Raw genomic sequence first — 23,629 nt, 5'->3', positions numbered from 1 at the left:
TGGCGGGCGGACATCATTTGCCGTCGGCGAAACTGATGTCGAAAGCATCCGTCACATCGCGCTTCACGTCGATCAAACCGGCATGCCGATACCGGCCGGCAATGGCCCGTACATGCGCGACGATCGCCGCATCGACCGGCTGCGAAATGCGATTGCTGCGGTCGAAACTGGCGCGGGCGATGTCGAGCGGCAGGCCGGTCTCCTTTGCCAGCACCGCCGCGAACTTGTCAGGGTTGGCGCGCGTCCATGCGACCGCCTTCGCCTCGCGGGCGAGAAAATCCGCCAGCAGGGCGCGCTTGGGCTCGATGGCGTCGTCATTGGCGATGTCGATATAGAGCGGCAGGCCATAATCCCTGGCGTCGAGGGCGGCGCGCGCGCCTTCCTTGATCGCGACATTGGTATAGGGCGTCCAGGTCGCCCAGGCGTCGATCGCGCCGCTGTCGAACGCGGCCTTCGCGTCGCCGGGCGGCAGGAACGTCACTCTGACCTTGTCAGCCGGAATTTTCGCCCGCTCGAGCACCTGCAACAACAGATGGTGGCCGATCGATCCGCGCGTGGTCGCCACCGACCGGCCGATCAGATCCTGCGGCTGACGGATGGGCGAATCCCCTTTTACTATTATCGCCAGTGCTTCGGGCGCCTGTCGGGCCGGGGCCTGAACGGCGATCGCCTTCACCGGGCTGCCGCTCAGATAGGCGAAAATAAAAGGCGCGTCGGCGGCAAGGCCAAGATCCGCAGCGCCGCTGCCGACCGCCTCCAGCAGCGGCTGGGCGGCGGCAAATTCGGACCATTCGACCCTGTAGGGCGCGCCTTCGAGCGCGCCCGACGCCAGCATCATCGCCCTGACCTGGCCTTTCTGGTTCGCGACCCGCAAAACTGTGTCGTCATGGCGAAATTGCGTGGCGGCGAAGGCTATGCCCGCCGCCGCGACGACAGCTGCACCGATGATCGCTGCCTTGACCTTGCCCATTTCAGCTTGCGAGCGCGAGCTGCGCCGCATCGCGTTCGGCCACCTTGCGGCGGACGACGGGCAGCAGTTCGCGCCCGTAAACGATGCTGTCCCCCAGCGGATCGAACCCGCGGATCAGGAAATGATCGATGCCGATATCATAATATTCGAGCATCGCGTCCGCGACCTGCTCGGGCGTACCGACGAGGCCCGTCGAATTGCCCTGCGCGCCCGTCAGCGCCGCCACCCCGGTCCAGAGGCGCGTGTCGCGCCGCTTGCCGCCATCGGCGGTCGCGAGCAGGCGCAGCGATCCGGCGTTGGGCGGGCGATGACCGGCGATGGGCAGACCCGCCGCGACGCGATTGTCACGCACCTGCTCCTCGATCTCGTCCGCGCGTTTCCAGGCTGCCTCTTCGGTGTCGGCAATGACCGGCCGCAACGAGAGCGAAAAACCCGGGTTGCGGCCGTACCGCGCGGCCGAGCGACGCACCTGCCAGACCGCATCCTGCACGGCCTCCAGCGATTCGCCCCACAGCGCATAGACATCGGCATGACGACCGGCGACATCGATCGCCTCATCCGACGATCCGCCGAAGAATACCGGCAGATTGTCCGGCTTGATCGCGCTGAACGCCTGACGGATGTCGTAGAATTTGCCCTGGTGATCGAAGGGCTGCGCCTGCGTCCACTCCTGCCGCAGGATGGTCAGATATTCGTCCGTGCGCTGATAGCGTTGGGCCTTCACGGTATGACCGTCGCCATCGCGCGCCATTTCCTCATCCGCGCCGCCGGTGATGATATGCACGGCCACGCGCCCGCCCGACAACTGATCGAGTGTCGCGAGCTGCCGCGCGGCGACGGTCGGCTGGGTGAAACCGGGCCGATGCGCCACCAGAAAGCCGAGCTTCGACGTGATCGCGGCGGCATGGGCGGCGACGATCTGGCTTTCGGGCGTGTTGGAACCGAAAGGAATCAGCACCCGGTCGAAACCGCCCTCTTCCTGCGCCTTCGCCGCTGCCTCGACATAGGCTTTGTCGAGAATGCGGCTGCGTACCGCTGCATGGGTCTCCGAATCATTGTTGAAACCGATATAGCCGATGAACTTGACGCTCATGAGAGCCTCCTTTGAAATGTCAGATGACGGTGAAGCCATGGGTGCCGTCGCGCTCCAGCTGGGCGACGAGGCCATATTCCCAGTCGAGATAGGCCTGCATCTTTTCGGCCTGATTATCGGTGCCTTCATAGGGCCGCTTGTAGCGCCCTTCGGGTCCGCGCGCGGCCGGCGCGCCGCCCTTGCCCTGCTCCAGCGTGACGCCGGACCAGTCGACGTCGAGAACATAGACCTCCCAGCCCAACTGGGCGAGCCAGGACGCGGTCATATCGGCACGAGGACCCAGATCGTCGGACAGGACGATGCGCGCGCCGCGCACGGGCGCATTATGGTCGGTTTCCTGCACCAGCTGGCCGCCCTGCGCATTGCGGAAGCCGGGTAGGTGCCCCGCTTCATATTCGCGCGGTTGCCGCACATCGTAAAGATAGAGCGTGCGACGCTCGTCGGCCCTGAGATGATCGAGTTCGACCCAGCCGATCCACTTTACCCCGGCGCGGTAGGCGACCGCGCGGGCGTGGGGGCGCGCATCGCCGATCGCCGCATCATCCACCTCCGGCGCGACCCGCACCTGCCCGGTTTCGAGCTGCTGTCCGGCGAGCGTCCAGCCGATCGTGCCGTTGCGCAGCGCATAGACCCGATTGGGCAGGCCGGCATTGACGAGCGACTGCGCGCCGATGATCGATCGCGTGCGGCCAGCGCAATTGACGATGATGGTCGTGTCCGGGTCGGGCGCGATGGCACGCGCGCGCAGCACCAGTTCCGCGCCCGGCACGCTGGTGCCGGTGGGAATGCTCATGGTGTGATATTCTTCGTAGCGGCGGGCGTCGAGGATCGCGATATCCGCCTTTTCCCGGATTAGCGCCTGAACCTCTTCGGCGGCGAGCGAGGGCGTATGCCGATAATGTTCGACGAGTTCCCCGAACGCCTTGGAATAGCTGTTCACATCCTCGAACAGTTCGTAGCCGGCCTCGCGCCACCCCGACAGACCGCCGTCCAGTTCCCGCACATCGGTATAACCCAATGCCTGAAGGCGAACGGCGGCCTTATGCGCCAGACCCTCGCCGGCATCATAGACGACGACCGGGGTATCGAGCCGGGGCATGCGCCATCGCGCCTCGGCGTCGATCAGCCGCAACGGTATCTGCGCCGCGAAAAGCGGGTGGCCTTGTGCGAAATCATGCTCCTCACGCACGTCTATGAGCGCGATCTCGTCGCGCGCCAGCAGGGCGGCGCGGATCTGGGCTGGCGTGGCGAGGTGCGTGCGGTCGAGAGTGTCGGTACTCATAGCTCTTTCGATCTGTCCCACAAATTGGGAAGGACGTTGCTGGCGTAGCCGGAAATGAACGGCTTGGGTTTACCGTTGGGGACATAGATGGTGCGTTGCACAGCGCCGATATTGCCGCCGTAGACATGGATGCTGACCGAAGGCGCATCGTCGCGGCCATTAGACACGCGATGTATGTCCCCGATGCGCGGCGATACGGCATCTACCTCGCCTTCGCGCAACAGCGCCTCGCCCTCCGGGACAAGACCACCGGTCGGCAGGCGACTGAAGCGCTCGACCTTTTCCGATCCCCGCAGGATGCCCACCAGGCCCCAGACGCCATGGTCGTGGACCGGGGTGGATTGGCCCGGTCCCCAGACGAAGCTCACCACGCTGAAGCGTTCGCGACTGTCGCAATGGAGCAGATATTGCTGATAGCGATCGGGATGAGGCCGCGCATATTCGGGCGGCAGCCAGTCATCCTTCGCGATCAGGCGACCAAGCAGCGCGCGTCCGCTTTCCAACAGGGAGCGTTCGTCGCGGGTGGAGGCGATCAGATCGGCGAGCGCGGTCACGAAACCGCGCAACCGGCCGGGATTGGTATCGGCCGGCCGCTCGATGGAGGCGAGCGCGTTCATTCCGCAGCCTGCGCGATCGGGGCGAAGGGGATGACCCCATCGTCCTGCTTTCCACCCAGATGAGAAAGCAATTGCTCACGCAAGCGCGCGGCAAAGCTGGCCCTATCGCCGCGCGGAGCGGTGATCCGTTCCTCCGCCACGATCCTGCCGCTGTCGAGGACGAGCACGCGGTCGGCGAGGGCGATCGCCTCATCGACATCGTGAGTCACCAGCAGCACCGCCGGGCGATGCCGACGCCAGAGCGACAGGACCAGATCGTGCATGCGATAGCGGGTCAGCGCGTCGAGCGCCGCGAAAGGTTCGTCCAGCAGGAGCAGTTGCGGCTCCCGGACGAGGGCGCGGGCGAGCGCCGTGCGCTGCGCCTCGCCGCCCGACAGAGTGAGCGGCCAGGCGTCGATGCGATGACCAAGGCCAACCTCGTTCAGCGCGATCTCGCTGCGCTGGCGGATGTCATCGCCTTTCAGGCCGAGCGCCACATTCTTCCAGACCGGCTTCCACGGCAGCAGGCGCGCATCCTGAAAGACGACCGCCCGCGAACCGGGCACTTCGATATCCTGTCCGCGCACATCGTCCAGTCCGGCGAGTGTGCGCAGCAGCGTCGTCTTGCCCGATCCCGACCGCCCGAGCAGGGCGATGAACTCGCCCGGTGCAATGTCGAGGTCCAGACCATCGATGATGATGTTGGGGCCGAAGCGGCGAACGAAATTGCGCAGGCGGACCACGGGTTCGGGATGCGGGTCCCCGTCATACACGGAATCGACGATCGAAAATCCAAGGCGAGCGTCCATGATCATTGCTCCACTAGGCTGGGGCGCCAGGCGAGGGCGCGGGCTTCCACGATCCGGACCAGCCAGTCGGCGCCAAGGCCGAGAATGGCGTAGACCATCAGGCACACGACGATGATGTCGGTCCGCATGAAATCGCGGGCGTTGTTGATGAGATAGCCAAGGCCCGCCGACGCATTAATCTGTTCGGCGACGACGAGGACGAGGATCGAGATGGACAGCGCATAGCGCAGGCCGACCAGTAGCGAGGGCAGGGTCGCCGGCAGGACGACATGCCATATCTGCTCGGAACGGCTGAGGCCGAAACTTTTGGCGGCGTCGAGCAGCCGGACGTCGACTCCGCGAATGCCGCTGTAAAGGTTGAGATAGACCGGGAAAATGGTCGCGAAGGCGATCAGCGCGATTTTGGGCGTTTCACCGATGCCGAACCACACGATGAACAGCGGCGTGAGCGCCAGGGCCGGGATCGTCCGCTTGATCTGCATCAGCGGGTCGATCGCCATCTCGCCCGTCCGCGACAGACCGGCGGTCAGGCCGAAGACGACGCCCAGACTCACGCCGATCAGCAACCCCGCCGCGACGCGGGCGAAGGAGACGAGCAGGTTCGAGGGCAGTTCGCCGGTCAGGATCATCTCGAACAAGGTGCCGACGACCGCTGAAGGCGCGGCGAGGGTCCGCTCCGGGATCAATCCGATGCGGGAACCCAATTCCCACAGAAGCAGAAGGACAACCGGCGAAACCCATCTGCCACCTAGCCGGGCCAGATGGATTTTGCGAGGCGGAGAGGGGTGCGCTGCGCCGATGTCGGGTGCCAGACTGGCCATGGAATGCGTCTCTTAGCTGGGGAGCCGCAATCCCAACATGATCTCTCTACTAATTCAATTGAGTTTTATCTTCATTGGCTATAAGCAAATCTTATAGGTCGACAAACCGCCCTTCCATGGAGCCATCCGGCCCGAAAACGGGGCTTTCGCCATTGGGTAAAGCTTTTGATCGGCCCGATAAATGTCAACTTGTTTGATTGACATAAAAGCCTTGCTGATAAGGCGGCTTCGGCCGCCCCCACCCGGTTCCCGTTTTCAAAGTGAGTTCGATCGTGCCAGTCAATCTGCCAACCAACCTTCTCCGCAGCTTTGTCGCCATCGTCGACACCGGTTCCATGCTCAACGCGTCGGAGCAGGTGTTCGTCACCCAGTCCGCGCTCAGCCTGCAAATCAAGCGGTTGGAGGAGCTGGTGCAGCAGGCCCTGTTCCTGCGCGAGGGACGGCGCCTGCACCTGACACCGGCGGGCGACGTGTTGCTGGACTATTCGCGCCGCGTGCTCGGCCTGCACGACGAAGCGGTGGCCGCCGTGAGCGCCGGGCGCTTCGACGGGCCGGCGCGGATCGGCATGGTGCAGGATTTCGCCGATACGCTGCTGAGCGGCCTGTTGTCCCGTTTCGCCCAGCTTCATCCCGACGCGCAAATCTATGCCCGCGTTGCCGGAACGGCAGAGTTGCAGGGCCTGCTCGAACGGCGCGAACTGGACATATTGCTAGGCTTTGCCGCGCCCAATGATGCGAACGCGATAACGATCGCGCCCATGGCCTGGTATGGCGAATATAGCATCGTCGACCGCAATCCCATTCCGCTCGCCGTCCTTGAAGAGCCGTGCCGGTTCCGCGAGGCCGCGATCCGCGCGCTTGAAGATGCCGGGCTGCAATGGCGGATCGCGGTGGAAACGCCCAATCTCGCGACTCTCAAGGCCGCCGTCAGAGCAGGCCTTGGCATCACATGCCGCACCCATTTGTTCCAGGGCGATGGCGCGGCGCTGGACCATGAGCGGCTGCCCGCCCTGCCCCGCGTCGCCGCCATATTGCGCGCTGGCGACAAGCTCGACCGGGCGGCCCATCGTCTTGCCGAGTTGGCGCGCGAGACGGTCGAGGCGCTCTGATCGATCCGGCCGCTTTACTAATAGCCGCGCACGGGATCGACGATATCGGTCGGCTTTTCGCCCCGGATGAACCGGGTGAGGTCGTCATTGACCTTCTCCAGCAGCCTGTGGCGCACCTGCTGATAATTGCTGGAAATATGCGGCGTCAGGCGCACTTTGGGGTGCGTATAAAGCGGATGGCCTTCGGGCAGAGGTTCCGGATCGGTGACGTCGAGCGTCGCAAATCCCAACCGGCCATCGTCCAGCGCGCGGATCAACGCATCCTGATCGACGACCGATCCCCGCGCGACGTTGATAAGATGCGCGCCCGGCCTGACCTGCGCCAGCAGCGCGTCGCCGACCAGATGGCGGGTCTGCGGTGTCGCTGGCACGGACAGCAGGATATGGTCGGCCTGCGCCACCAGATCGGCGACATCCCCAACCAGTTGCACCCCCGCGACGCCCGCTTGCGCGCCCGAGCGACGCACGGCGATGACCTGCGCACCAAGGGCGAGACCGCGCCGGGCGACGGCCGCGCCGATCGCACCGAAACCGACGATCCCGATCGTGGTCCCCGATACCCGGCCCAGCGGCGACTGCACCCACTGCGCGCGCGATCGCGCCGTCACCGCCTCCAGATTCTTCGCCTGCGCATAGATAGCGGCGATGACATAATCGGCGATCTCCTCCGAAGCGACGCCGCGCCCGCAGGTGACCAGCGGCGCATCGAGCAGCCAGTCGGGATAGAAGTCCACCCCCGCCGAGGCGCTGTAGACCCATTTCAGCCGGCCGGGCCAGAGGTCGGGGCGCGGCACCGATGGCTCTCGCCATGACGGCGACGGGCGGATGAGCAATATGTCCGCCTCTTCCGCCGCCTTCCAGGGCGCTTCGTCGCCGATATCAATCAGGCGCGGCGCGGCGGGATGACTGGCGAGGCTCGCGTTGAAATCGACATCCAGCTGGCTGGCGATGACCAGACCGCCTGTTCCCTGCATGGCTCAGTTCCCCAGCGCCGCGCGCCCGGCGGCGACCAGGATCGTGTCGGTCTGCGGCGAATGGATTCGACTGCACAGCACGTCGCGATAATGGCGTTCGAGCGGATTTTTGCGGCTGATGCCGGGATTGCCGGTCAGTTCCAGCCCGATCTCGACCGCACGGATGGCGTTGGCGGTCGCCACATATTTGATGGCGTTCGCCTCGACTGCGCCGGGCGGATCGCCCGCGTTGGCCCGTGCCGCCGCGTCGCGGACCAGCGTGCGATTGACCTGAAGCAGCGCCTCGATCTCGCCGAACTTTTCCTGCACGCGCGGCAGGGTTGCGAGCGACGCACCAAGATTGGTCGGCACGCGGTCGTTGAGATAGGCGCGCAGCCAGTCGCGCGCGGCGCGGGCGACGCCGTCATAAATGACGGAGATGGACAGGGCGTTCCAGAGCATCTGGAAAGGATCGGGCGGCGCCGCCGCCCATTCCTCAGGTCTGCGGACATCGACCCCGTGATCGAACGGCGTCGGCGTGCCGGCGAAATGGACGGCATGGCTGACGGTCGCACGCATGCCCAGATGGTCCCAGGCCGGCTCTATATCTATGCCCGGCGCATCTGCGCGGACCAGAAAATTGCCCACGCGGGGCGAATCCTCGTCGGTCTTTGCCCAGACCGAAAACCAGTCGAGGCCCGTCGAGCCGGTGGAATAAATCTTTGTGCCGGTCAGGGCCCATCCGTCCGCCGTCCGCCGCGCCACCGTGGCCGGCAGGCCGCCGCGTACCGGGGTGCCGAGTTCCGGCTCGACGCGCAAGCCGCCGATCAGCCCCCGGCCCGCCACGGCATCGCGCGCAAGCTGTTCGTAAAGCCCCGCCGGCCAGTTGCGCGCGCGCGTCGGCGTGGCATGATAATGATAGGTCATGAAGAGGATCAGCGCTGTCGAAGGCTCGCCCTTCGCCACCGCGCCGAGCACGCGCATCGCTTCGGAAAAGGATGCGCCGCCGCCGCCATATTCTCGTGGCACGGTCAGGCCGACCAGCCCCTCTTGCGCCAGCAGGTCAAAACAGGCGCGGGGAAATTCGGCGGAGCGGTCATATTCTTCCGCATGAGCCGCAAGCTGCCGGGTGATCCGGTCGAGCGCCTGAGTGGACACATCCACCGACTGCGGCAGGGACGCGATGGGGGCCGGGCTGGTCGCCATGATATCAGCCTTTCTTCAAAAGCGCGGCGTTGAAACGATCGTCCCACAAGGACCGCACGTCGATGGGTTTGGGGATGAGACCAGCCTTGGTGAACACATCCGCCACCTCCTGCTGCGACGTGATCGCGACGGGAGTCACAGGCCGCACCTCCAGATCGGCGCTCTTGCGCGCGAACTGATCGACGACATATTCGCGGGGCACGCGGATATCGTTCGCGACGATGCCCGCCCATTCATCCTGATGCGCGGCCGCCCACGCATAGCCTTTCTGCATAAGCGCGAGATATTCGCCAAGGAGCCTGCTCTTTGCGGGGTCCGCCAGCGCGTCGACATGGGCCACGGCTACATAATTGCCCGACAATATGCCGTTGGCCGTCGCCAGTATCCGCGCACCTTCGGTCGCGATGGCGCGCTGGATCGGGAAGCCGAAAATCACCCAGGCATCGAGCGCGCCCTGCGAAAAAGCCGCCGCGCCATCGGTCAGGCCCATGGCGACCGGCTTGACGTCATCCCACCCCAGTCCGGCCTTCTCCAACAGACGGATCAGGAGATATTGGGAGGTGGTCGCCCGCACATAGCCGACGCGTTTGCCGCGCAGATCGGCGATCGACCGTGCCTTTGACTCGCGCGGCACGAGCAGCACCTGGTTATTGACGTCGCCATGCAGGACCGCGATCTGCTTGAAGCTCTGGATCGTCGAGGCCGCAGCGAAGATTGGCGGTATCTCGCTCATGCCGCCAAAGTCGAGCGAACCGCCATTCAGCGCCTCGACAATCAGGTTGCCGGAGGCAAATTCGCTAAAATCCAGCGCGAGGCCATCCGTGGCAATACCCGCCGACTTGAACAGCAGGCGCGTATTCCACTCTCCCTTGCCGGTGACGGCGACGCGCAGCCGGGCCCCGCCCGATGTGGCCGCGCCGCAGCCGCTCAGCATCAGGCCGCCCGCGACCGCCGATCCCATGAACGTCCGTCGTGAAAACATCCTAACGCGCCGCCGCTTCATGATGCCGTGGCTCGAACATCTCTTCGGCGCTCCGCTCGAACAGGATCACTGTCGGCGGCCGCAACAGGCTTCGCCTGGCGAGGGTGCAGGATTGGGCAATCCAGCGGGGCAATCGTCGACTCACGTTCAGCACCTCACAGGCCATTATCCCTATTTATCTATTGTACGAGTAGAGATAAGTCTCTCAAGCAATGCTGTTCGACTCATTAGATTTGCTTGACCGATGAGAAGCACCGACCATGTAGTGATCGTGGGCGGGGGCTTCAGTGGCACCCTGCTCGCCATCAACCTTTTGACCCACGGCGCGCGGCGGGTGACGCTGATCGAGCGAAGCGCCGACCGGCTGGCCAAGGGGCTGGCGTTCGGCGGGGCGCAGCCCGACCATATCCTGAACGTCCGGGCCGGCAATATGAGCGCCTTTCCCGACCGGCCGACGCATTTCGTCGACTGGCTGGCGCAGCGCAAGGCCGGTGGCGATACATCCTTCGCCACGCGCGAGACCTATGGCCATTATCTGCAATCCTTGCTGGCGGTGGCGCGGCTCGAAGCGGACGACCGGCTGGGGATCGTGCAGGATCAGGCGGTGGACGTCGAATTTCGCGCCCGCGATTGCGTGCTGACTCTGGCTTCGGGACGGCGGGTAGAAGGGGACATGGTCGTGCTTGCTCCCGGCAACCTGCCGCCGCACGATCTGCCACCCTTTCGCGACCTTTCGCCGCCCCGCTACATCCGCGAGCCATGGGCGCAGGATATCGCGGCGGGCCTGGCCACCGGTGATAGCGTCCTGTTGCTGGGCAGCGGGCTCACCGCCGTGGATTGCGCGCAGACGCTCGAAGCCAGCGGCTTTGGCGGGCGGATCATCGCGCTGTCACGCCGGGGACTGATGCCGCGCAGTCATGAAGCAGCTGCTCCTTTCACGCCGTGCACCGACCGGCCGGGCGGGTCTTGCGCCGCGCTGGTGCGATCGCTGCGGCAGCGCGCCGACGCGATAGGCTGGCGCAACGCGGTGGACGAAATCCGGCCGTTCACGCAGGATATCTGGCGCGGCGCATCGCCCGCCATGCGCGAACGGTTCCTGCGCCACCTGCGCCCCTATTGGGACGTGCACCGGCATCGGATCGCGCCGGCGGTGGCGGAACGGATCGCCCGCATGACAGCCAGCGGCAAGCTGGAAACGCTGGCAGGCAAGGTGCGCAAGGCGGTTCCGGCGGGCGATGGCGTCATGGTCAGTTGGCGGCCACGCGGAGCGGCGGTGGAACAGCAGTTGCGGGTCGCGCGCGTGATTAACTGCACCGGGCCGCTGTCCGACCTGTCGCGCACGATCGACCCCCTGCTCGGCCGGCTGGCGAAGCACGGGCTGATCCGCCCCGACGCCCATGCGATCGGGATCGACGTGGATGGGCAGAACCGCGCGATCGCACGGGATGGGACCGCGCAGGACCGGCTCCTGGTCGTAGGCCCGATGACGCGCGGCGCGCATTGGGAAATCGTCGCCGTACCCGACATCCGCCGGCAGACCTGGTCGATCGCCCGAGCGCTGACCAGCGCGCACTGGGTAGAGGCGGAGGGACTGTAGAGACCGATCGCGCGCAAGCCGGTCAGTCGACATCCTCGACGTCGACCTTCTCGCCCGTCACCTTCTGGCTCAGCGCCGCCGCCATGAACGGATCGAGCGCGCCATCGAGCACATCGTCGGGCGCGGTCGAGGTGACGCCGGTGCGCAGATCCTTCACCAGCTGATAGGGCTGGAGCACATAGGAGCGGATCTGGTGGCCCCAGCCGATCTCGGTCTTGGCCTGATATTCACCTAACGTCGCTTCCTCGCGCTTGCGCAGTTCCGCTTCATAGAGGCGCGCCTTGAGCATGTTCATCGCGGTGGCGCGGTTCTTGTGCTGCGACCGGTCGTTCTGACTCGCCACGATGATCCCCGACGGGACATGGGTGATGCGGACAGCGGAGTCGGTCGTGTTGACGTGCTGGCCGCCAGCGCCGGACGCGCGATAGGTGTCGATCTTGAGGTCGGATTCCTTCACCTCGATCTCGATATTGTCGTCGATCACGGGATAGACCCAGACCGACGAAAAGCTGGTGTGGCGGCGCGCCGCGCTGTCATAGGGGCTGATGCGGACCAGCCGGTGGACGCCGCTTTCGGTCTTGGCATAGCCATAGGCGTTTTCGCCCTTGATCAGGAAGGTCGCGGACTTGATGCCCGCCTGATCGCCCGCCTGATAATCGACCAGATCGACCTTGTAGCCGCGTCGTTCGGCCCAGCGCCGGTACATGCGGCTCAAAATTTCCGCCCAATCCTGGCTTTCGGTGCCGCCTGCCCCGGCATGGATTTCCAGATAGGTGTCGCTGGCGTCCGCTTCGCCCGAGAGCAAGGCCCTGATCTTGTCTTCGTCGGCGCGGTCGGCAAGCGCCTTGAGCGACGCGATCGCCTCGGCAACCATATCCTCGTCGCCCTCGGTCTCCGCCATTTCGATCAGTTCGGCATTGTCGGATTTTTCCGCCTCGATCGCGCGGGTCGCGCCGATCGCGCTGTCGAGCCGGGTGCGCTCGCGCATCACCTCCTGCGCCAGCTTGGCATTGTCCCACAATGTCGGGTCCTCGACGCGCGCGTTCAGCTCGTCGAGCCGCCGCAACGCACGATCCCAGTCCAGCGACTGGCGCAGCAACCCGAGCGCGGCGTCGATTCGATCGATATATTGCAGCGCTTCGGCGCGCATGGGAAATCTCCAGCAGGTGCGTACATCTGAACGCCTCAAGCGCCCGCCCCTATCCGAGGGCAGCCGATTTGGGAAGGCCACGCATTTTTGTGCTACATAAAATATTGCACAATTTATTTTTCGTGTTACTTTTAATCGCCACTGAGCCGACGGGCCAACCAGGCGATGGAAGGAAAACTTATGAACCATCTCTATCGACCTTGGGGAATAACCCGCCATGAAGATCGAATACGACCCGAATAAGCGTCAGCGCACTCTTGAAGAACGGGGCCTCGATTTTGAATCCGTCGTTGACGTTTTTGATGGTTTTTATCTGCTCCGGGCGGACGAGCGAAAGGATTATGGCGAGGTTCGCCAAATCATGCTTGGGGCGCTGGAAGAGCGACCCGTCGTCTGTGTCTGGACCGCGAGAGGTGACGCCATTCGCGTCATCTCAATGAGGATTGCTGATGATGAAGAACGCGAAATCTACCGGCGCGAATTGGAGAGATCCAGATGACGCCCCCAAACTGACACAAGAGTGGGCGAACGGCGCCGACGCCTATCGTGGTGAGGCGCTGGTGCGGCGCGGTCGACCCCGTCTTGCGCAGACCAAACAGCATGTGTCGCTGAGGCTAGATCCCGACGTACTGGAAAAATTCAAGGCTGAGGGGCCAGGATGGCAAGTGCGCATCAATGACGCGCTGCGAAAGGCGGTAGGACTGTGACTGCCATTACCCCTCAATAAATCCCGCCCTGGTCCGACAGGAAATCGCTGTCCGTTCGAGCGCGGGTGGCGCCGGCCGCCCGCTTTTCGGCGACCTTGGCCTGCGCCTCCGCCTCTTCCTTGCGGATCGTGCGGCGTGGTTCGGATTCGGGCTTGAACGCTTCCCAGATCACGGCGGCCTTGGGCTCGTCGCTCGGCCAGGCGCCATAGACGCGCTTGCCCGACCGGCGGTCGATCGCGACCATGCGCATGCCCGCTGGCGCGATGAACGGCGTCTTGGGCATGGTTTCCAGGATGGGGCCAAGCGCCGCCTTCCAGATCGGCGCGGCGATGCGCCCGCCCTGCGCCCAGCCGCCCAGGCTGCGCGGCTGGTCATAACCGATATAGACGCCGCCGATCAGGTCGGGCGTGCCGCCGACGAACCAGACGTTGGTCGGGCCATTGGTGGTGCCGGTCTTGCCGAACAGCGGGCGCTTTAGGTCCGCCAGCACCGTCGCGGTGCCGCGCTGGATCACGCCCTCGGCGATATGCACCACCTGATAGGCGGTCATCGGGTTCATGACCTGCTTGCCCTCGAACCCGAAGCGCGGCATCGGCTTGCCGTCCCAATTGGGCATGTTGCAGCCGTCGCAAGCGCGCCAGCGTGCGGGCCAGATCACCTTGCCGCGCCGGTCCTGCACATAGTCCATGACCTTGGGCGTGAGCTGCTGTCCGTGGTTGACCAGCATCGCATAGGCGTTGACCATGCGCTCGACCGTTGTTTCGCCCGCGCCCAATGCGAAGGACAGATAAGGCTGATAATCGCCGATCCCCATCGCCTTGATCGTGCGCACCACGCGTTCCATGCCGGTCTGGCTGGCGGCGCGGACGGTCATGAGGTTGCGCGACTGTTCGACACCCCAGCGCATCGTCTGCGGCCCGGCGCTGCCGCCTGAGAAATTGCGGAAGCATTTCTGGCCGAGACTCGCGGTCTGATAGACGCAGAGCGGCCCGTCGACGATGATCGAGGCGGGCGTCATGCCATAATCGAGCGCGGCGGCGTAGACGAACGGCTTGATGGTGGAGCCGGGCTGGCGCAGCGCCTGAGTCGCCCGGTTATAGGAAGACAGGCGCGAATCGAAACCGCCCTGCATCGCCCGCACCCGCCCCGAATGGGTTTCCTCGACCATCATGCCGCCCGACACTTCGGGCACATTGCGCAATGCCCAGCTTGCCCCGTTGCGCGCGACCAGGATAAGGTCACCCGCTTTGAGCGCGGAAAAAGCGGGGACGCCCATCTTGCGATACCCCATCTGCGCCGCAGCGGCGGGCAGAACGCCCGTGGAGCCGTCGGAAAAGCCGATCTGCGCCTCTGAAGAGGTCCGGCCAAGCACCGCCGCAACGCGCCAGCCGGCATAATCGACACTGACATAGCTCGCCGCCAGTTCGCGCTCCCAGCCGTTACCAATGTTGATATGCCCGACCGGACCAGACCAGCCGTGCCCCGCGTCGAAGCGCAGCAGGCCGTTGCGCAACGCGGTCGCCGCACTGTCCTGGATCACCGGATCATAGGGGCTGCGGACCCATAGGCCGCCGGCATAGACGCTGTTCGGGCCGTCCGCCGCCTTTTCGCCGAATTGCTCGATCAGGCGGCGGCGCACTTCTTCCATATAATAGCCGCCAGCCCGCGCGTCGAAGCTGGAGCCATGCGCCGCGACGGTTCCGAGCGGTTCCGCCCGAGCCGCGTCACGCTGGGCAGCGGTGATCCAGCCGTTCGCGACCATTTCCCCCAGCGCCCAGTTGCGCCGCTCGATCGCGCGCGCATGTCCGGTCGGGCTTTCCGGGCGGTAATTGGCCGGCCCCTTGGGCAGGATGGCGAGATAGGCCATTTCGTGCAGCTTGAGGTCGGCGACATCCTTGTCGAAATAGGCGCGGGCCGCAGCCTGCACGCCATAGGCATTGCGGCCCAGGAATATCTGGTTGAGGTAAAGCTCTAATATCTGCTGCTTCGACAGCACGCCTTCCATGCGATAGGCGAGTATCATCTCCTTCACCTTGCGCGTCGGCGAATATTCGTCACCGATCAGCAGGTTCTTGGCGACCTGCTGGGTGATGGTGGAGCCGCCGCGCGCGCGCTGGCCTGAACCCAGCTTGCGGGCATAATCGAACACCGCGCCGAAGAAGCCGGGAATATCGACGCCATGATGTTCGAAGAAAGTCTTGTCCTCCGCCGCCAGATAGGTGCGGATCAGCAGCGGCGGATAATCGCTATATTGCAGTTGCACGCGCCGTTCGCGGGCATAGCTGTGGACCGGCCGGCCGTTGATGTCGCGCACCATGGTGGGCAGCGGCGGTTCATATTCCAGGAGGGTGGCGGCATCGGGCAACCCACGCGCGAAGATCAGCCAGAACAGGGCGATCGCCAGCAGGAATCCGCCGGCCAGTACCGACAACCAGCGGAACCAGCGCCTGGCCCAAAGGCCGCGCAGGCGGCCCATCGCGCCGCCGGCATCGCGTTGAAGACGGTACGCGAAAGAGCGCGCGGGTTCGGGTCGAGCCTCATCCATATGAGCGCAGGCTCTAGGCAGAAAAATGGATGAGCGCCAGCGGCTATTCCTGCCCGATCGACCGCTTCACCCGCCCGCCCGATCCTCGCGCATCACCAGTTTGCGGGCGAAATGCACCTCGATCGCGCGGGCGACGCCGCGGGCGATCCTGTCCTGCCCCTCGCGCGAAGAGAGAAAGGCCGAATCATCGACATTGCTGATATAGCCGGTCTCGAACAACACCGACGGCGTGTCCGGGGCCTTGAGCACCATCAGCGAGGCGAAACGGTGATAGGCGCTGCGGAAGGGCACATAGGGCGCGGCCTCGCGCTGGAGCAGGCGGGCGAAACCGGCCGAGATATTCATCGATTCGCGCTGGGTGAGATCGATCAGGATCGATGACACGTCGCCCGATTGGCCGCCAAGGTTCACGCCGTTGATGATGTCCGCCTTATTCTCGCGCGCGGCAAGGCGCGCCGCTTCGCGATCCGACGCGGTTTCGGACAGGGTATAGACGGTCGCGCCATGCGCCTCGTCATTCTCCGCCGAATCTGCATGGATCGAGATGAAGAGGTCGGCATTGAGCTTGCGGGCAATGCCATAGCGTTCCTGCAATATGAGGAAGCGGTCATCGTCGCGGGTCAGCGCCACGCGCACGCGACCGGACTTGAGGAGTTGATCGCGGATCGCCTGCGCGATCGCCAGCGTCACATCCTTCTCGCGCTTGCCGTTTTCCCGGTTGATGGCGCCCGGATCATGGCCGCCATGGCCGGCGTCGATCACCACCAGCGGGCGGGCGCCATCGCGCGGTCCAGCCACGGCGGGCAGGACGAGGCCTCGGGCAGCGGCCGGAATCGGCACGGTGATGCTGTGCATGCGCCGGGGCGCGCGGGCCATCATGGCCGTGGGCGCATCGATCCGCGCCCGGCCCTTGCCAAGCGCGGCGCGAAATCCGCTATCCGATACGCCCTGAAGCGAGAAGCTGAGCGACTTGCCGTCCTGCGCGAACTGCGCATTACTGACGATTGCGGGCGTGACCAGATCGAGCACGACACGCGCCGTTTCGTCACTCACCTGCCCCTGCCGCACGGCAGAAACCGCGCCTCCCCCACCCGTAAAGCCGTTGGCGCCGATGCGCGCGCCGGAAATATCGAGCGCGATTCGGCGCGGTTCATTCAGCAGGAACGCCGACGCGCCGTCGACGCTGTCATCGAAACGCAACGTCACCTGGTCGCCGCGCACGTCGACAGCCGAGATGCCGCCGGCATTGCCAGGCGTCGCCGCGAACATCACGCTTGCCAGGGCAAGGCTATTGAGCATGCGCCGTGTGTGCAACGCAGCAGTATCGGCCGTCCAGCCAAATTTCATGACGTATATCCGTCCAGCGCATCCCCACGCTGAATTGTGGATTAAGCATCAGCCCTTGTGCCCCGGTAAAATGAATCGGTTAACACCCGTTTCAGCATGAATCAGGACAGCGCGAACCGCCTTTCCGCGGTGTAACATTATTTCGAGCGGCCGTTGCCCCTTGGGTCTTTGACTGCTACCCATTCATATCCCCGAAAGGTTCGCCCTCAAGATGGCGAGCCCCATGGGGGTTTTCACAAATGCATCGGCGGGCGAAAGCGCCCCGAAAGCCGGCGCATGAACAGGTTGACGCTGCATGAGGCACGATTTCCATTCCCCGCTGACCCCGATACCGGGCGATGCGGCGTGGATGGTCCGGTCCGGCACATTGTCCGGCCCTGCCAGCGCAGCAGACGCGAACATCATCCTTCAAACCCGGACGACCCCGCAATACGTGGCTATGACAGCGCGCACGCGGCCGTCCCTTCACTATCGCGTGGCGGCCCGGCTCAAAGCCTGCGGCCGCCGACGCCGGAGATATATATATGACAATGCGTATGCTGATCGATGCGCGCCACCGGGAAGAAACCCGGGTCGCGGTCGTCAAGGGTAACCGGATCGAGGAATTCGATTTCGAATCGGCCGAGCACAAGCAGCTCAAGGGCAATATCTATCTTGCCAAGGTGACGCGGGTCGAACCCTCGTTGCAGGCTGCGTTCGTCGATTATGGCGGCAACCGCCACGGCTTCCTCGCGTTCAGCGAAATCCACCCGGACTATTACCAGATCCCGCGTGAGGACCGCGAGGCGCTGCTCAAGGAAGAGCGCGCCCACGCCGAGGAAGAGGCAGCGCTGCGCGCCGATTATGATGACGAGGATGACGAGGACGGCGAAGCCGGCAGCATCGAAACCGTAGAAGCGTCGCATCATCATGATGACGAAGATGAAGGCGGCGAGGACGAGCGCGCCGAAGGCGAGCCGGCCGCTGAAAATGCGGTCGAGGGCGGTGCGCCGCAGCGCGGCCGTGGCCGCGGCCGGGGCGACGATGCCGCCGACGAGCTGCGTCGCAAGCGCATGGCGCTGCGCCGCCGCTACAAGATTCAGGATGTCATCAAGCGCCGTCAGGTATTGCTGGTGCAGGTCGTCAAGGAAGAGCGCGGCAACAAGGGCGCGGCCCTCACCAGCTATCTGAGCCTCGCCGGCCGCTACTGCGTGCTCATGCCCAATACGAGCCACGGCGGCGGCATTTCGCGCAAGATCAGCAATGCGGCCGACCGCAAGCGATTGAAGACGATCATCGCGGAAATGGCCCTTCCCGCGTCGATGGGCTGCATCGTCCGCACCGCCGGCCTTCAGCGCACCAAGCCCGAAATCAAGCGCGACTTCGACTATCTTGCGCGTCTGTGGGACGAGATCCGCGAAAATACGCTGAAATCGGCCGCGCCCGCGCTGATCCACAATGACAGCGACCTGATCAAGCGCGCGATCCGCGACATCTACAATAAGGATATCGAGGAAGTCATCGTCGAGGGCGAACATGGCTATCGCGCCGCCAAGGACTTCATGCGCCTGCTGATGCCGAGCCATGTGCGGCGGGTGAAGCAATATGCCGACGCGGTGTCGCTGTTCCAGCGCGCCAGCGTGGAGGACCAGCTCGCCGGCATGTACAACCCCGTTGTCCAGCTCAAATCGGGCGGATATCTCGTCATCAACCCGACCGAGGCGCTGGTGTCGATCGACATCAACTCGGGCCGCTCGACCCGCGAACATGGCATCGAACAGACTGCCGTCGCCACCAATCTGGAGGCTGCCCGCGAAATCGCCCGCCAGTTGCGCCTGCGCGACATGGCCGGCCTCGTCGTCATCGACTTTATCGACATGGAGGTGAACTCCAACATCCGCAAAGTCGAAAAGGCGATGAAGGACGCGCTCAAGGACGATCGCGCCCGCATCCAGGTCGGCCGCATCTCCGGCTTTGGTCTGATGGAAATGAGCCGTCAGCGCCTGCGCACCGGCGTGCTGGAAGCCTCCACCCGTCAATGCCCGCATTGCGAGGGCACCGGCCTCGTCCGCACCGCCTCGTCGGCGGGCCTGGGCGCGCTGCGCATGCTGGAGGAAGAAGCAGCGCGCGGTCGTGGCAGCATCATCACCCTGCGCGCCAGCCAGGAAGCCGCCTTCTATGTCCTTAACAACAAGCGCCGCGAGCTTGACGAGATCGAGCAGCGCTATGGGGTGAGCATCGTCGTGCTGCCCGATGGCGAGATCGAGGGCGCGCGCATGTCGGTCGAGGCGAGCGGTCCACGGCCGGAACGCGTCGTGACCTATGCGCCTCTGCCGCAGGAGGAAGATGACCTCGACATCCTCGACGAGGAGGAAGAGGAAGAGGAGGAAGCCGACGAGGCCGCGCCCGCCGAGCGTGAGGGACGGAGCGAACGCGAAGAGCGTGAGGACCGCGAGGACCGCGAAGGTGGTCGTCGCCGTCGCCGGCGCCGTCGCCGTAGGGGCGGGCCGCGTGACGATGCGCTTGAGGCGAATCGGACCGAAGGCGATGTCGCGGAAGATGGCGAACCGGTGGCCGCAGAAGCAGCGGACGAGAGCCTTGGCGAAGGCGAAGAGCCCGAGGCGGCCGAAGCCGGTCCGGACGGCGACGATGCCGGCCGCCGTCGTGGTCGTCGCGGCCGTCGTGGCGGCCGTCGCCGGCGCGAGGGTGGCGAAGCCGGGACCGAGACCGGGCCTGAAGGTGACGCCCCTGGCGAAACCGGCGATGCGGACATCGCTGGCGAGCCCGTCGCGGATGACGTGATCGAGGAAGCGCAGCCCGCTGTCGTCGAGGCATCTGCCGTGGAGGAGACGCCCAAGACGCGCCGTCGCCCACGCGCTCGCAAGGGCAAGGATGTCGCCGCCGCGCCTGCAGAGGTAGCGGAAGCTCCCGAAACGCCCGCAATCGTCGAAGCCGCCGAAGCGCCTGTCGCGGAGGTGGTCGACAAGCCCAAGCGGAGCCGGCGCAAGAAGCCGGCCGCGGCAGAGGCCGAAGGGGTCGAGGCGCAAGCCGCGGCCGACGCGGCGACCGCCGAGGCCGTGCCCGATGCGGCAACCGAGGCGCCTGCCAAGCCCAAGCGGCCTCGGCGCAAGAAGGCCGCTCCCGCTGCGGTCGAAGGCGCTGACGTCGTCGTGGAGGAAAGCAGCGTCGTCCCCGATTCAGTCGATGAAGGGAAGCCAGCCGAGGCAGCGCCAGCGGAAGCGGCAAGGGACTCTGCCGAGGCCATGGCCGCGCAGACGCCGACCGAAGACGGACCGGAAGAGGATGACGGCACGCCGCGCCGTGGCTGGTGGCAGCGCACCTTCGGCCAGTAAGATGATGAAACGCCGCCGCCTTGCCGGTCGACACCGGACGGCGGCGGCGTCTCGTCCTTGCGCGCAGGAACTTCACTGCTCATTCAGGCGCGGTATGACATCCGCTTCGTCCGATGGAAAAACGACCACGCTGGGCCGGCGCATGACCGGCAGACATGCCCGCCACATCGCGATCCTGCTGGCTTCGCTTGCCCTGATCGTCCGGCCCGCACTGGCGCAGAGCGTCCTGCGCGATGCCGAAACCGAAGCCTTTATGCGCGACATGTCCGCCCCGCTGGTGAAGGCGGCGGGCATGGAACCGCGCAATGTCGAGGTGCTGGTCCTCAACGCTCCCGATATCAACGCCTTCGTCGCGGGCGGCCAATATGTCTGGGTGCATAGCGGGCTGATCGCGGCGGCCGACAATGTGGGCCAGTTACAGGGCGTGGTGGCGCATGAACTGGGTCATATCGAGGGCGGTCATGTCGTCCGCAACGACGGCATCAAGGAAGCGACCGGCATTACCTTGCTCAGTCTGGTACTGGGCGCGGCAGCGATCGCAGCGGGCGGCGCGGAGGCCGGCATGGGCATATTGGGCCTCGGCCAGCAAGCTGCGATGGGCAAATATCTCGCTTTCTCCCGCGCGCAGGAAAGCTCCGCCGATCTTGCCGGCGCGCGCTACCTCGGCAAGGCGGGGATCAGCGGGAAGGGCAGTCTCGATTTCTTCAAGAAACTGCAGAATCAGGAATATCGCCTCGCGATCCCGCAGAACGACAGCTACGGCCGCACCCATCCACTATCGGGCGAACGCATCACCGTGCTGCGAGAGGTCTATACGGTCGACCCCGCCTGGGACAAGCCATCGAACCCGCAGCTGGAGGCGCGGTTCGAGCGGATCAAGGCCAAGCTCATCGGCTATGTGTCGGAACCGCAGCAGACGCTGATCAAATATCCCGTCAGCGACCAGTCGATCCCGGCCCATTATGCCAGAGCCTATGCCTGGCATAAAAGCGCCTATCCGCAAAAAGCGCTGGACGAGGCGAACGCGCTGTTGAGCGCCGTGCCGCATGACCCCTATTTCCTCGAACTCAAGGGCCAGATACTGCTGGAAAGTGGCAGGCCCGCCGAAGCCGTGGCGCCGCTGCGCGAGGCGGTCAGGGAAACCAATCAGCCGCTGATCGCCACCCTGCTGGGCCATGCCCTGATCGCGACCGAAGACGACGCCAATTTCGCCGAGGCCGAGCAGGTGCTGCGCAACGCGGTCGCGCGTGATCGCGAAAATCCCTTCGCCTGGTATCAATTGGGCGTCGTCTACGAACGCCGTGGCGACATTCCGCGCGCGGCACTGGCGACGGCCGAACGCTATGCGATGACCGGCGAGCATCCGATGGCGCTGCGCAGCGCGGACGCGGCGATGCAGGGACTGAAGCCCGGCACCGTCGATTATCTGCGGGCGCAGGATATTGCGATGGTGTCGCGCGCCGCCGTCGAACAAAAGCGGAAGAAGAAATGACCGACCTGCCCCCGCCCCGCTTTTGGGCAGCCCTTTCCAACAGGATGATCCAGATGACCCTCGGCGCTTTCGCCTTCCTTGCCGCCGCTGCCGGCACCGCGCTGCTCGCCCAGGGGCCCGCTAGCGTCGGCGGCAGCGATCGCGCGGCGATCGAGCAGATCGTCCATGACTATATATTGGACCATCCCGAGATCATCCCGCAGGCCATCGAGAAATTACAGGCAAGGCGGGTCGCCGGCACGGTCGACGCCAACCGCAAGGCGATCGAGACGCCCTATGCCGGCGCATGGGAAGGCGCAGCGAAAGGCGACGTCACCATCGTCGAATTTTTCGATTATGCCTGTGGCTATTGCCGCGCCTCGTTGCCCGATCTTGCCAGGTTGGTGGAGGAGGATAAGGGTTTGAAGATCGTCTATCGCGAACTGCCCATCCTGTCGGACGAAAGCACGGCGGCGGCGAAAATCTCGCTGCTGGCGGCCGAAAGGTCGCAATATATGCCCTATCATCGCGCGCTCTATGCAGCGGGCAAGGTGACGCGCGACACCATGCTGGCGGCGGCCGCGTCGGCCGGGATCGACCGGAAAACCGCTGAGGCGGCCATCGCTTCGGGCCAATATGACACCGAAATCCAATCCAATATCGCGCTGGCGCAAAAACTGGCGGCGAGCGGTACGCCGACCTTCGTGATCGGCGATCAGGTGCTGAACGGCGCGGTCGGCTATGACGCGCTAAAGGCGGCGGTGAGTGCAGCGCGGGGGAAATAGACCCGCTCATCTTCTCCCGTTCGGTGCGCGTCGAACCTTGACTTGACCGCCCCCTTTGCCTATCGGACGCCCCCTGACATGCGGTCGCCTTTACCGGCGGCCCTTTTTCGTCACGCCCGATTCTAAAATTTTGCCTTTGAGGAATGAACGATGAAGCGCACTTTTCAGCCGAGCAATCTGGTTCGGAAGCGCCGTCACGGTTTTCGCGCCCGCATGGAGACACCCGGTGGCCGCAACATCATCCGTGCGCGTCGCGCGCGTGGCCGCAAGAGCCTGAGCGCCTGAACCAGCGCTTGCCGGAAGCCGCGCTCGCCGGAATGGCGAAACGCGCGGATTTTCTGGCGGCGAATCGCGGGCGACGCGCACCGATGCCGGGTTTCGTCCTGCTGGTGCGTGATCGCGGCGATGGCGATCCGGCGATGCGCTATGGCATCACGGTAACGAAAAAGATCGGCGGCGCCGTCATCCGCAACCGGATGAAGCGCCGCTTTCGCGTTCTGGCCCGCGAACTTTTGCCGGTTCACGGCGTCGCTGGAGCGGACCATGTGCTGATCGGCCGCTCGGGCGGGATCGAGCGCGACTTCGGCCAGTTGCGCGGCGAACTGGAAAAGGCGCTGCGCAAGGTGGTGAAGAGGGCGTCGTGATCGCCCGCATCCTCATTCTGATCGCACGGGGCTGGCAGATCGGTCCGTCCCGCATTCTCCCCCCAACCTGTCGCTATGCGCCCTCCTGCTCCGAATATGCCATCCAGGCGGTTCGCAAATATGGTGCGATCAAGGGTAGCTGGCTGGGGTTCAAGCGGCTAATGCGATGCCACCCATGGGGCGGTTCGGGCTATGACCCGGTTCCCTGACATTTAGTTTTTACGATTACG

At 64.9% G+C, this 23,629-nt stretch carries 21 protein-coding genes and 1 pseudogene; 10 read left to right on the top strand and 12 right to left on the bottom strand.

Annotated elements, in window-relative coordinates:
• Positions 1-13: 13 nt before the first annotated feature.
• From WG907_RS02015 to WG907_RS01990, 6 genes are read right to left on the bottom strand one after another with little or no spacing between them, the layout of a single operon-like run.
• Complete coding sequence (locus tag WG907_RS02015) at positions 14-970, bottom strand: aliphatic sulfonate ABC transporter substrate-binding protein (RefSeq protein WP_445326770.1); 957 nt, start codon at positions 968-970, stop codon at positions 14-16.
• Position 971: 1 nt separating this feature from the next.
• Positions 972-2,063 (bottom strand): LLM class flavin-dependent oxidoreductase, encoded by a 1,092-nt coding sequence (locus tag WG907_RS02010; RefSeq protein WP_340230902.1) that lies wholly within the window; start codon positions 2,061-2,063, stop codon positions 972-974.
• Positions 2,064-2,082: 19 nt separating this feature from the next.
• The gene (locus WG907_RS02005) at positions 2,083-3,345 is read right to left on the bottom strand and encodes a rhodanese-like domain-containing protein (protein WP_340230901.1); all 1,263 of its coding nucleotides are present in this window, start codon (positions 3,343-3,345) and stop codon (positions 2,083-2,085) included.
• Positions 3,342-3,962, bottom strand: coding sequence for a cysteine dioxygenase family protein (locus WG907_RS02000; RefSeq protein WP_340230900.1), 621 nt, complete (start codon positions 3,960-3,962; stop codon positions 3,342-3,344). The genes WG907_RS02005 and WG907_RS02000 overlap by 4 nt, the downstream gene beginning before the upstream one ends.
• A complete protein-coding gene (locus WG907_RS01995; RefSeq protein ID WP_340230899.1) occupies positions 3,959-4,750 on the bottom strand; it encodes an ABC transporter ATP-binding protein in 792 nt (263 codons plus the stop codon). Before WG907_RS01995 ends, WG907_RS02000 begins: the two co-directional genes overlap by 4 nt.
• 2 nt (positions 4,751-4,752) lie before the next feature.
• Positions 4,753-5,571, bottom strand: a complete 819-nt coding sequence (locus WG907_RS01990; RefSeq protein WP_340230898.1) for an ABC transporter permease — start codon at positions 5,569-5,571, stop codon at positions 4,753-4,755.
• Positions 5,572-5,843: 272 nt separating this feature from the next.
• On the opposite strand from WG907_RS01990, the gene WG907_RS01985 reads away from it, so the two are divergent.
• On the top strand, positions 5,844-6,680 hold the full coding sequence (locus WG907_RS01985) for a LysR substrate-binding domain-containing protein (RefSeq protein ID WP_340230897.1): 837 nt from the start codon (positions 5,844-5,846) through the stop codon (positions 6,678-6,680).
• A 17-nt stretch (positions 6,681-6,697) separates the two neighbouring features.
• Here WG907_RS01985 and WG907_RS01980 read toward each other — a convergent pair whose 3' ends face one another.
• From WG907_RS01980 to WG907_RS01970, 3 genes are read right to left on the bottom strand one after another with little or no spacing between them, the layout of a single operon-like run.
• The gene (locus tag WG907_RS01980; RefSeq protein ID WP_340230896.1) at positions 6,698-7,654 is read right to left on the bottom strand and encodes a D-isomer specific 2-hydroxyacid dehydrogenase family protein; all 957 of its coding nucleotides are present in this window, start codon (positions 7,652-7,654) and stop codon (positions 6,698-6,700) included.
• Between the two features lie 3 nt (positions 7,655-7,657).
• Positions 7,658-8,839: an acyl-CoA dehydrogenase family protein gene (locus WG907_RS01975; protein ID WP_340230895.1), complete on the bottom strand. Its 1,182-nt coding sequence runs from the start codon at positions 8,837-8,839 to the stop codon at positions 7,658-7,660.
• Between the two features lie 4 nt (positions 8,840-8,843).
• The gene (locus tag WG907_RS01970; RefSeq protein WP_340230894.1) at positions 8,844-9,821 is read right to left on the bottom strand and encodes an ABC transporter substrate-binding protein; all 978 of its coding nucleotides are present in this window, start codon (positions 9,819-9,821) and stop codon (positions 8,844-8,846) included.
• A gap of 244 nt (positions 9,822-10,065) precedes the next feature.
• On the opposite strand from WG907_RS01970, the gene WG907_RS01965 reads away from it, so the two are divergent.
• Complete coding sequence (locus WG907_RS01965) at positions 10,066-11,418, top strand: FAD/NAD(P)-binding protein (RefSeq protein WP_340230893.1); 1,353 nt, start codon at positions 10,066-10,068, stop codon at positions 11,416-11,418.
• Positions 11,419-11,440: 22 nt separating this feature from the next.
• On the opposite strand, the gene prfB is transcribed toward WG907_RS01965, so the two are convergent.
• Entirely contained in the window at positions 11,441-12,568 is a 1,128-nt protein-coding gene (gene prfB, locus WG907_RS01960; RefSeq protein WP_340230892.1) for a peptide chain release factor 2, read from the bottom strand.
• 217 nt (positions 12,569-12,785) lie between these two features.
• Here prfB and WG907_RS01955 point away from each other — a divergent pair, with 217 nt between their 5' ends.
• Both WG907_RS01955 and WG907_RS01950 read left to right on the top strand, forming a co-directional pair.
• On the top strand, positions 12,786-13,067 hold the full coding sequence (locus WG907_RS01955; protein WP_340230891.1) for a BrnT family toxin: 282 nt from the start codon (positions 12,786-12,788) through the stop codon (positions 13,065-13,067).
• Positions 13,018-13,275, top strand: coding sequence for a BrnA antitoxin family protein (locus WG907_RS01950; protein ID WP_340230890.1), 258 nt, complete (start codon positions 13,018-13,020; stop codon positions 13,273-13,275). Before WG907_RS01955 ends, WG907_RS01950 begins: the two co-directional genes overlap by 50 nt.
• 13 nt (positions 13,276-13,288) lie before the next feature.
• Here the strand turns inward: WG907_RS01950 and WG907_RS01945 are convergent, their stop codons facing one another.
• Together WG907_RS01945 and WG907_RS01940 are read right to left on the bottom strand one after the other, a co-directional pair.
• Positions 13,289-15,820, bottom strand: coding sequence for a penicillin-binding protein 1A (locus WG907_RS01945; protein ID WP_340230888.1), 2,532 nt, complete (start codon positions 15,818-15,820; stop codon positions 13,289-13,291).
• A gap of 66 nt (positions 15,821-15,886) precedes the next feature.
• On the bottom strand, positions 15,887-17,167 hold the full coding sequence (locus tag WG907_RS01940) for an N-acetylmuramoyl-L-alanine amidase (protein ID WP_340230887.1): 1,281 nt from the start codon (positions 17,165-17,167) through the stop codon (positions 15,887-15,889).
• Positions 17,168-17,691: 524 nt separating this feature from the next.
• Here WG907_RS01940 and WG907_RS01935 point away from each other — a divergent pair.
• From WG907_RS01935 to yidD, 6 genes and pseudogenes are all read left to right on the top strand, one after another.
• Positions 17,692-20,499, top strand: a complete 2,808-nt coding sequence (locus WG907_RS01935) for an Rne/Rng family ribonuclease (RefSeq protein ID WP_340230886.1) — start codon at positions 17,692-17,694, stop codon at positions 20,497-20,499.
• Positions 20,500-20,641: 142 nt separating this feature from the next.
• Positions 20,642-21,991, top strand: coding sequence for a M48 family metalloprotease (locus WG907_RS01930; RefSeq protein ID WP_340230884.1), 1,350 nt, complete (start codon positions 20,642-20,644; stop codon positions 21,989-21,991).
• A complete protein-coding gene (locus WG907_RS01925) occupies positions 21,988-22,755 on the top strand; it encodes a DsbA family protein (protein ID WP_340230883.1) in 768 nt (255 codons plus the stop codon). Before WG907_RS01930 ends, WG907_RS01925 begins: the two co-directional genes overlap by 4 nt.
• A 150-nt stretch (positions 22,756-22,905) precedes the next feature.
• Positions 22,906-23,040, top strand: coding sequence for a 50S ribosomal protein L34 (gene rpmH, locus WG907_RS01920; RefSeq protein ID WP_340230882.1), 135 nt, complete (start codon positions 22,906-22,908; stop codon positions 23,038-23,040).
• A gap of 32 nt (positions 23,041-23,072) precedes the next feature.
• Positions 23,073-23,390: pseudogene (rnpA, locus tag WG907_RS01915) on the top strand (ribonuclease P protein component); the annotation flags it as partial.
• 5 nt (positions 23,391-23,395) lie between these two features.
• Positions 23,396-23,608 (top strand): membrane protein insertion efficiency factor YidD, encoded by a 213-nt coding sequence (yidD, locus tag WG907_RS01910; protein WP_340230881.1) that lies wholly within the window; start codon positions 23,396-23,398, stop codon positions 23,606-23,608.
• Positions 23,609-23,629 lie beyond the last annotated feature (21 nt).

This window comes from Sphingobium fluminis, from assembly GCF_037723805.1.
Classification (GTDB): Bacteria; Pseudomonadota; Alphaproteobacteria; order Sphingomonadales; family Sphingomonadaceae; genus Sphingobium.
This window is presented reverse-complemented; position numbering and strand designations above follow the sequence as displayed.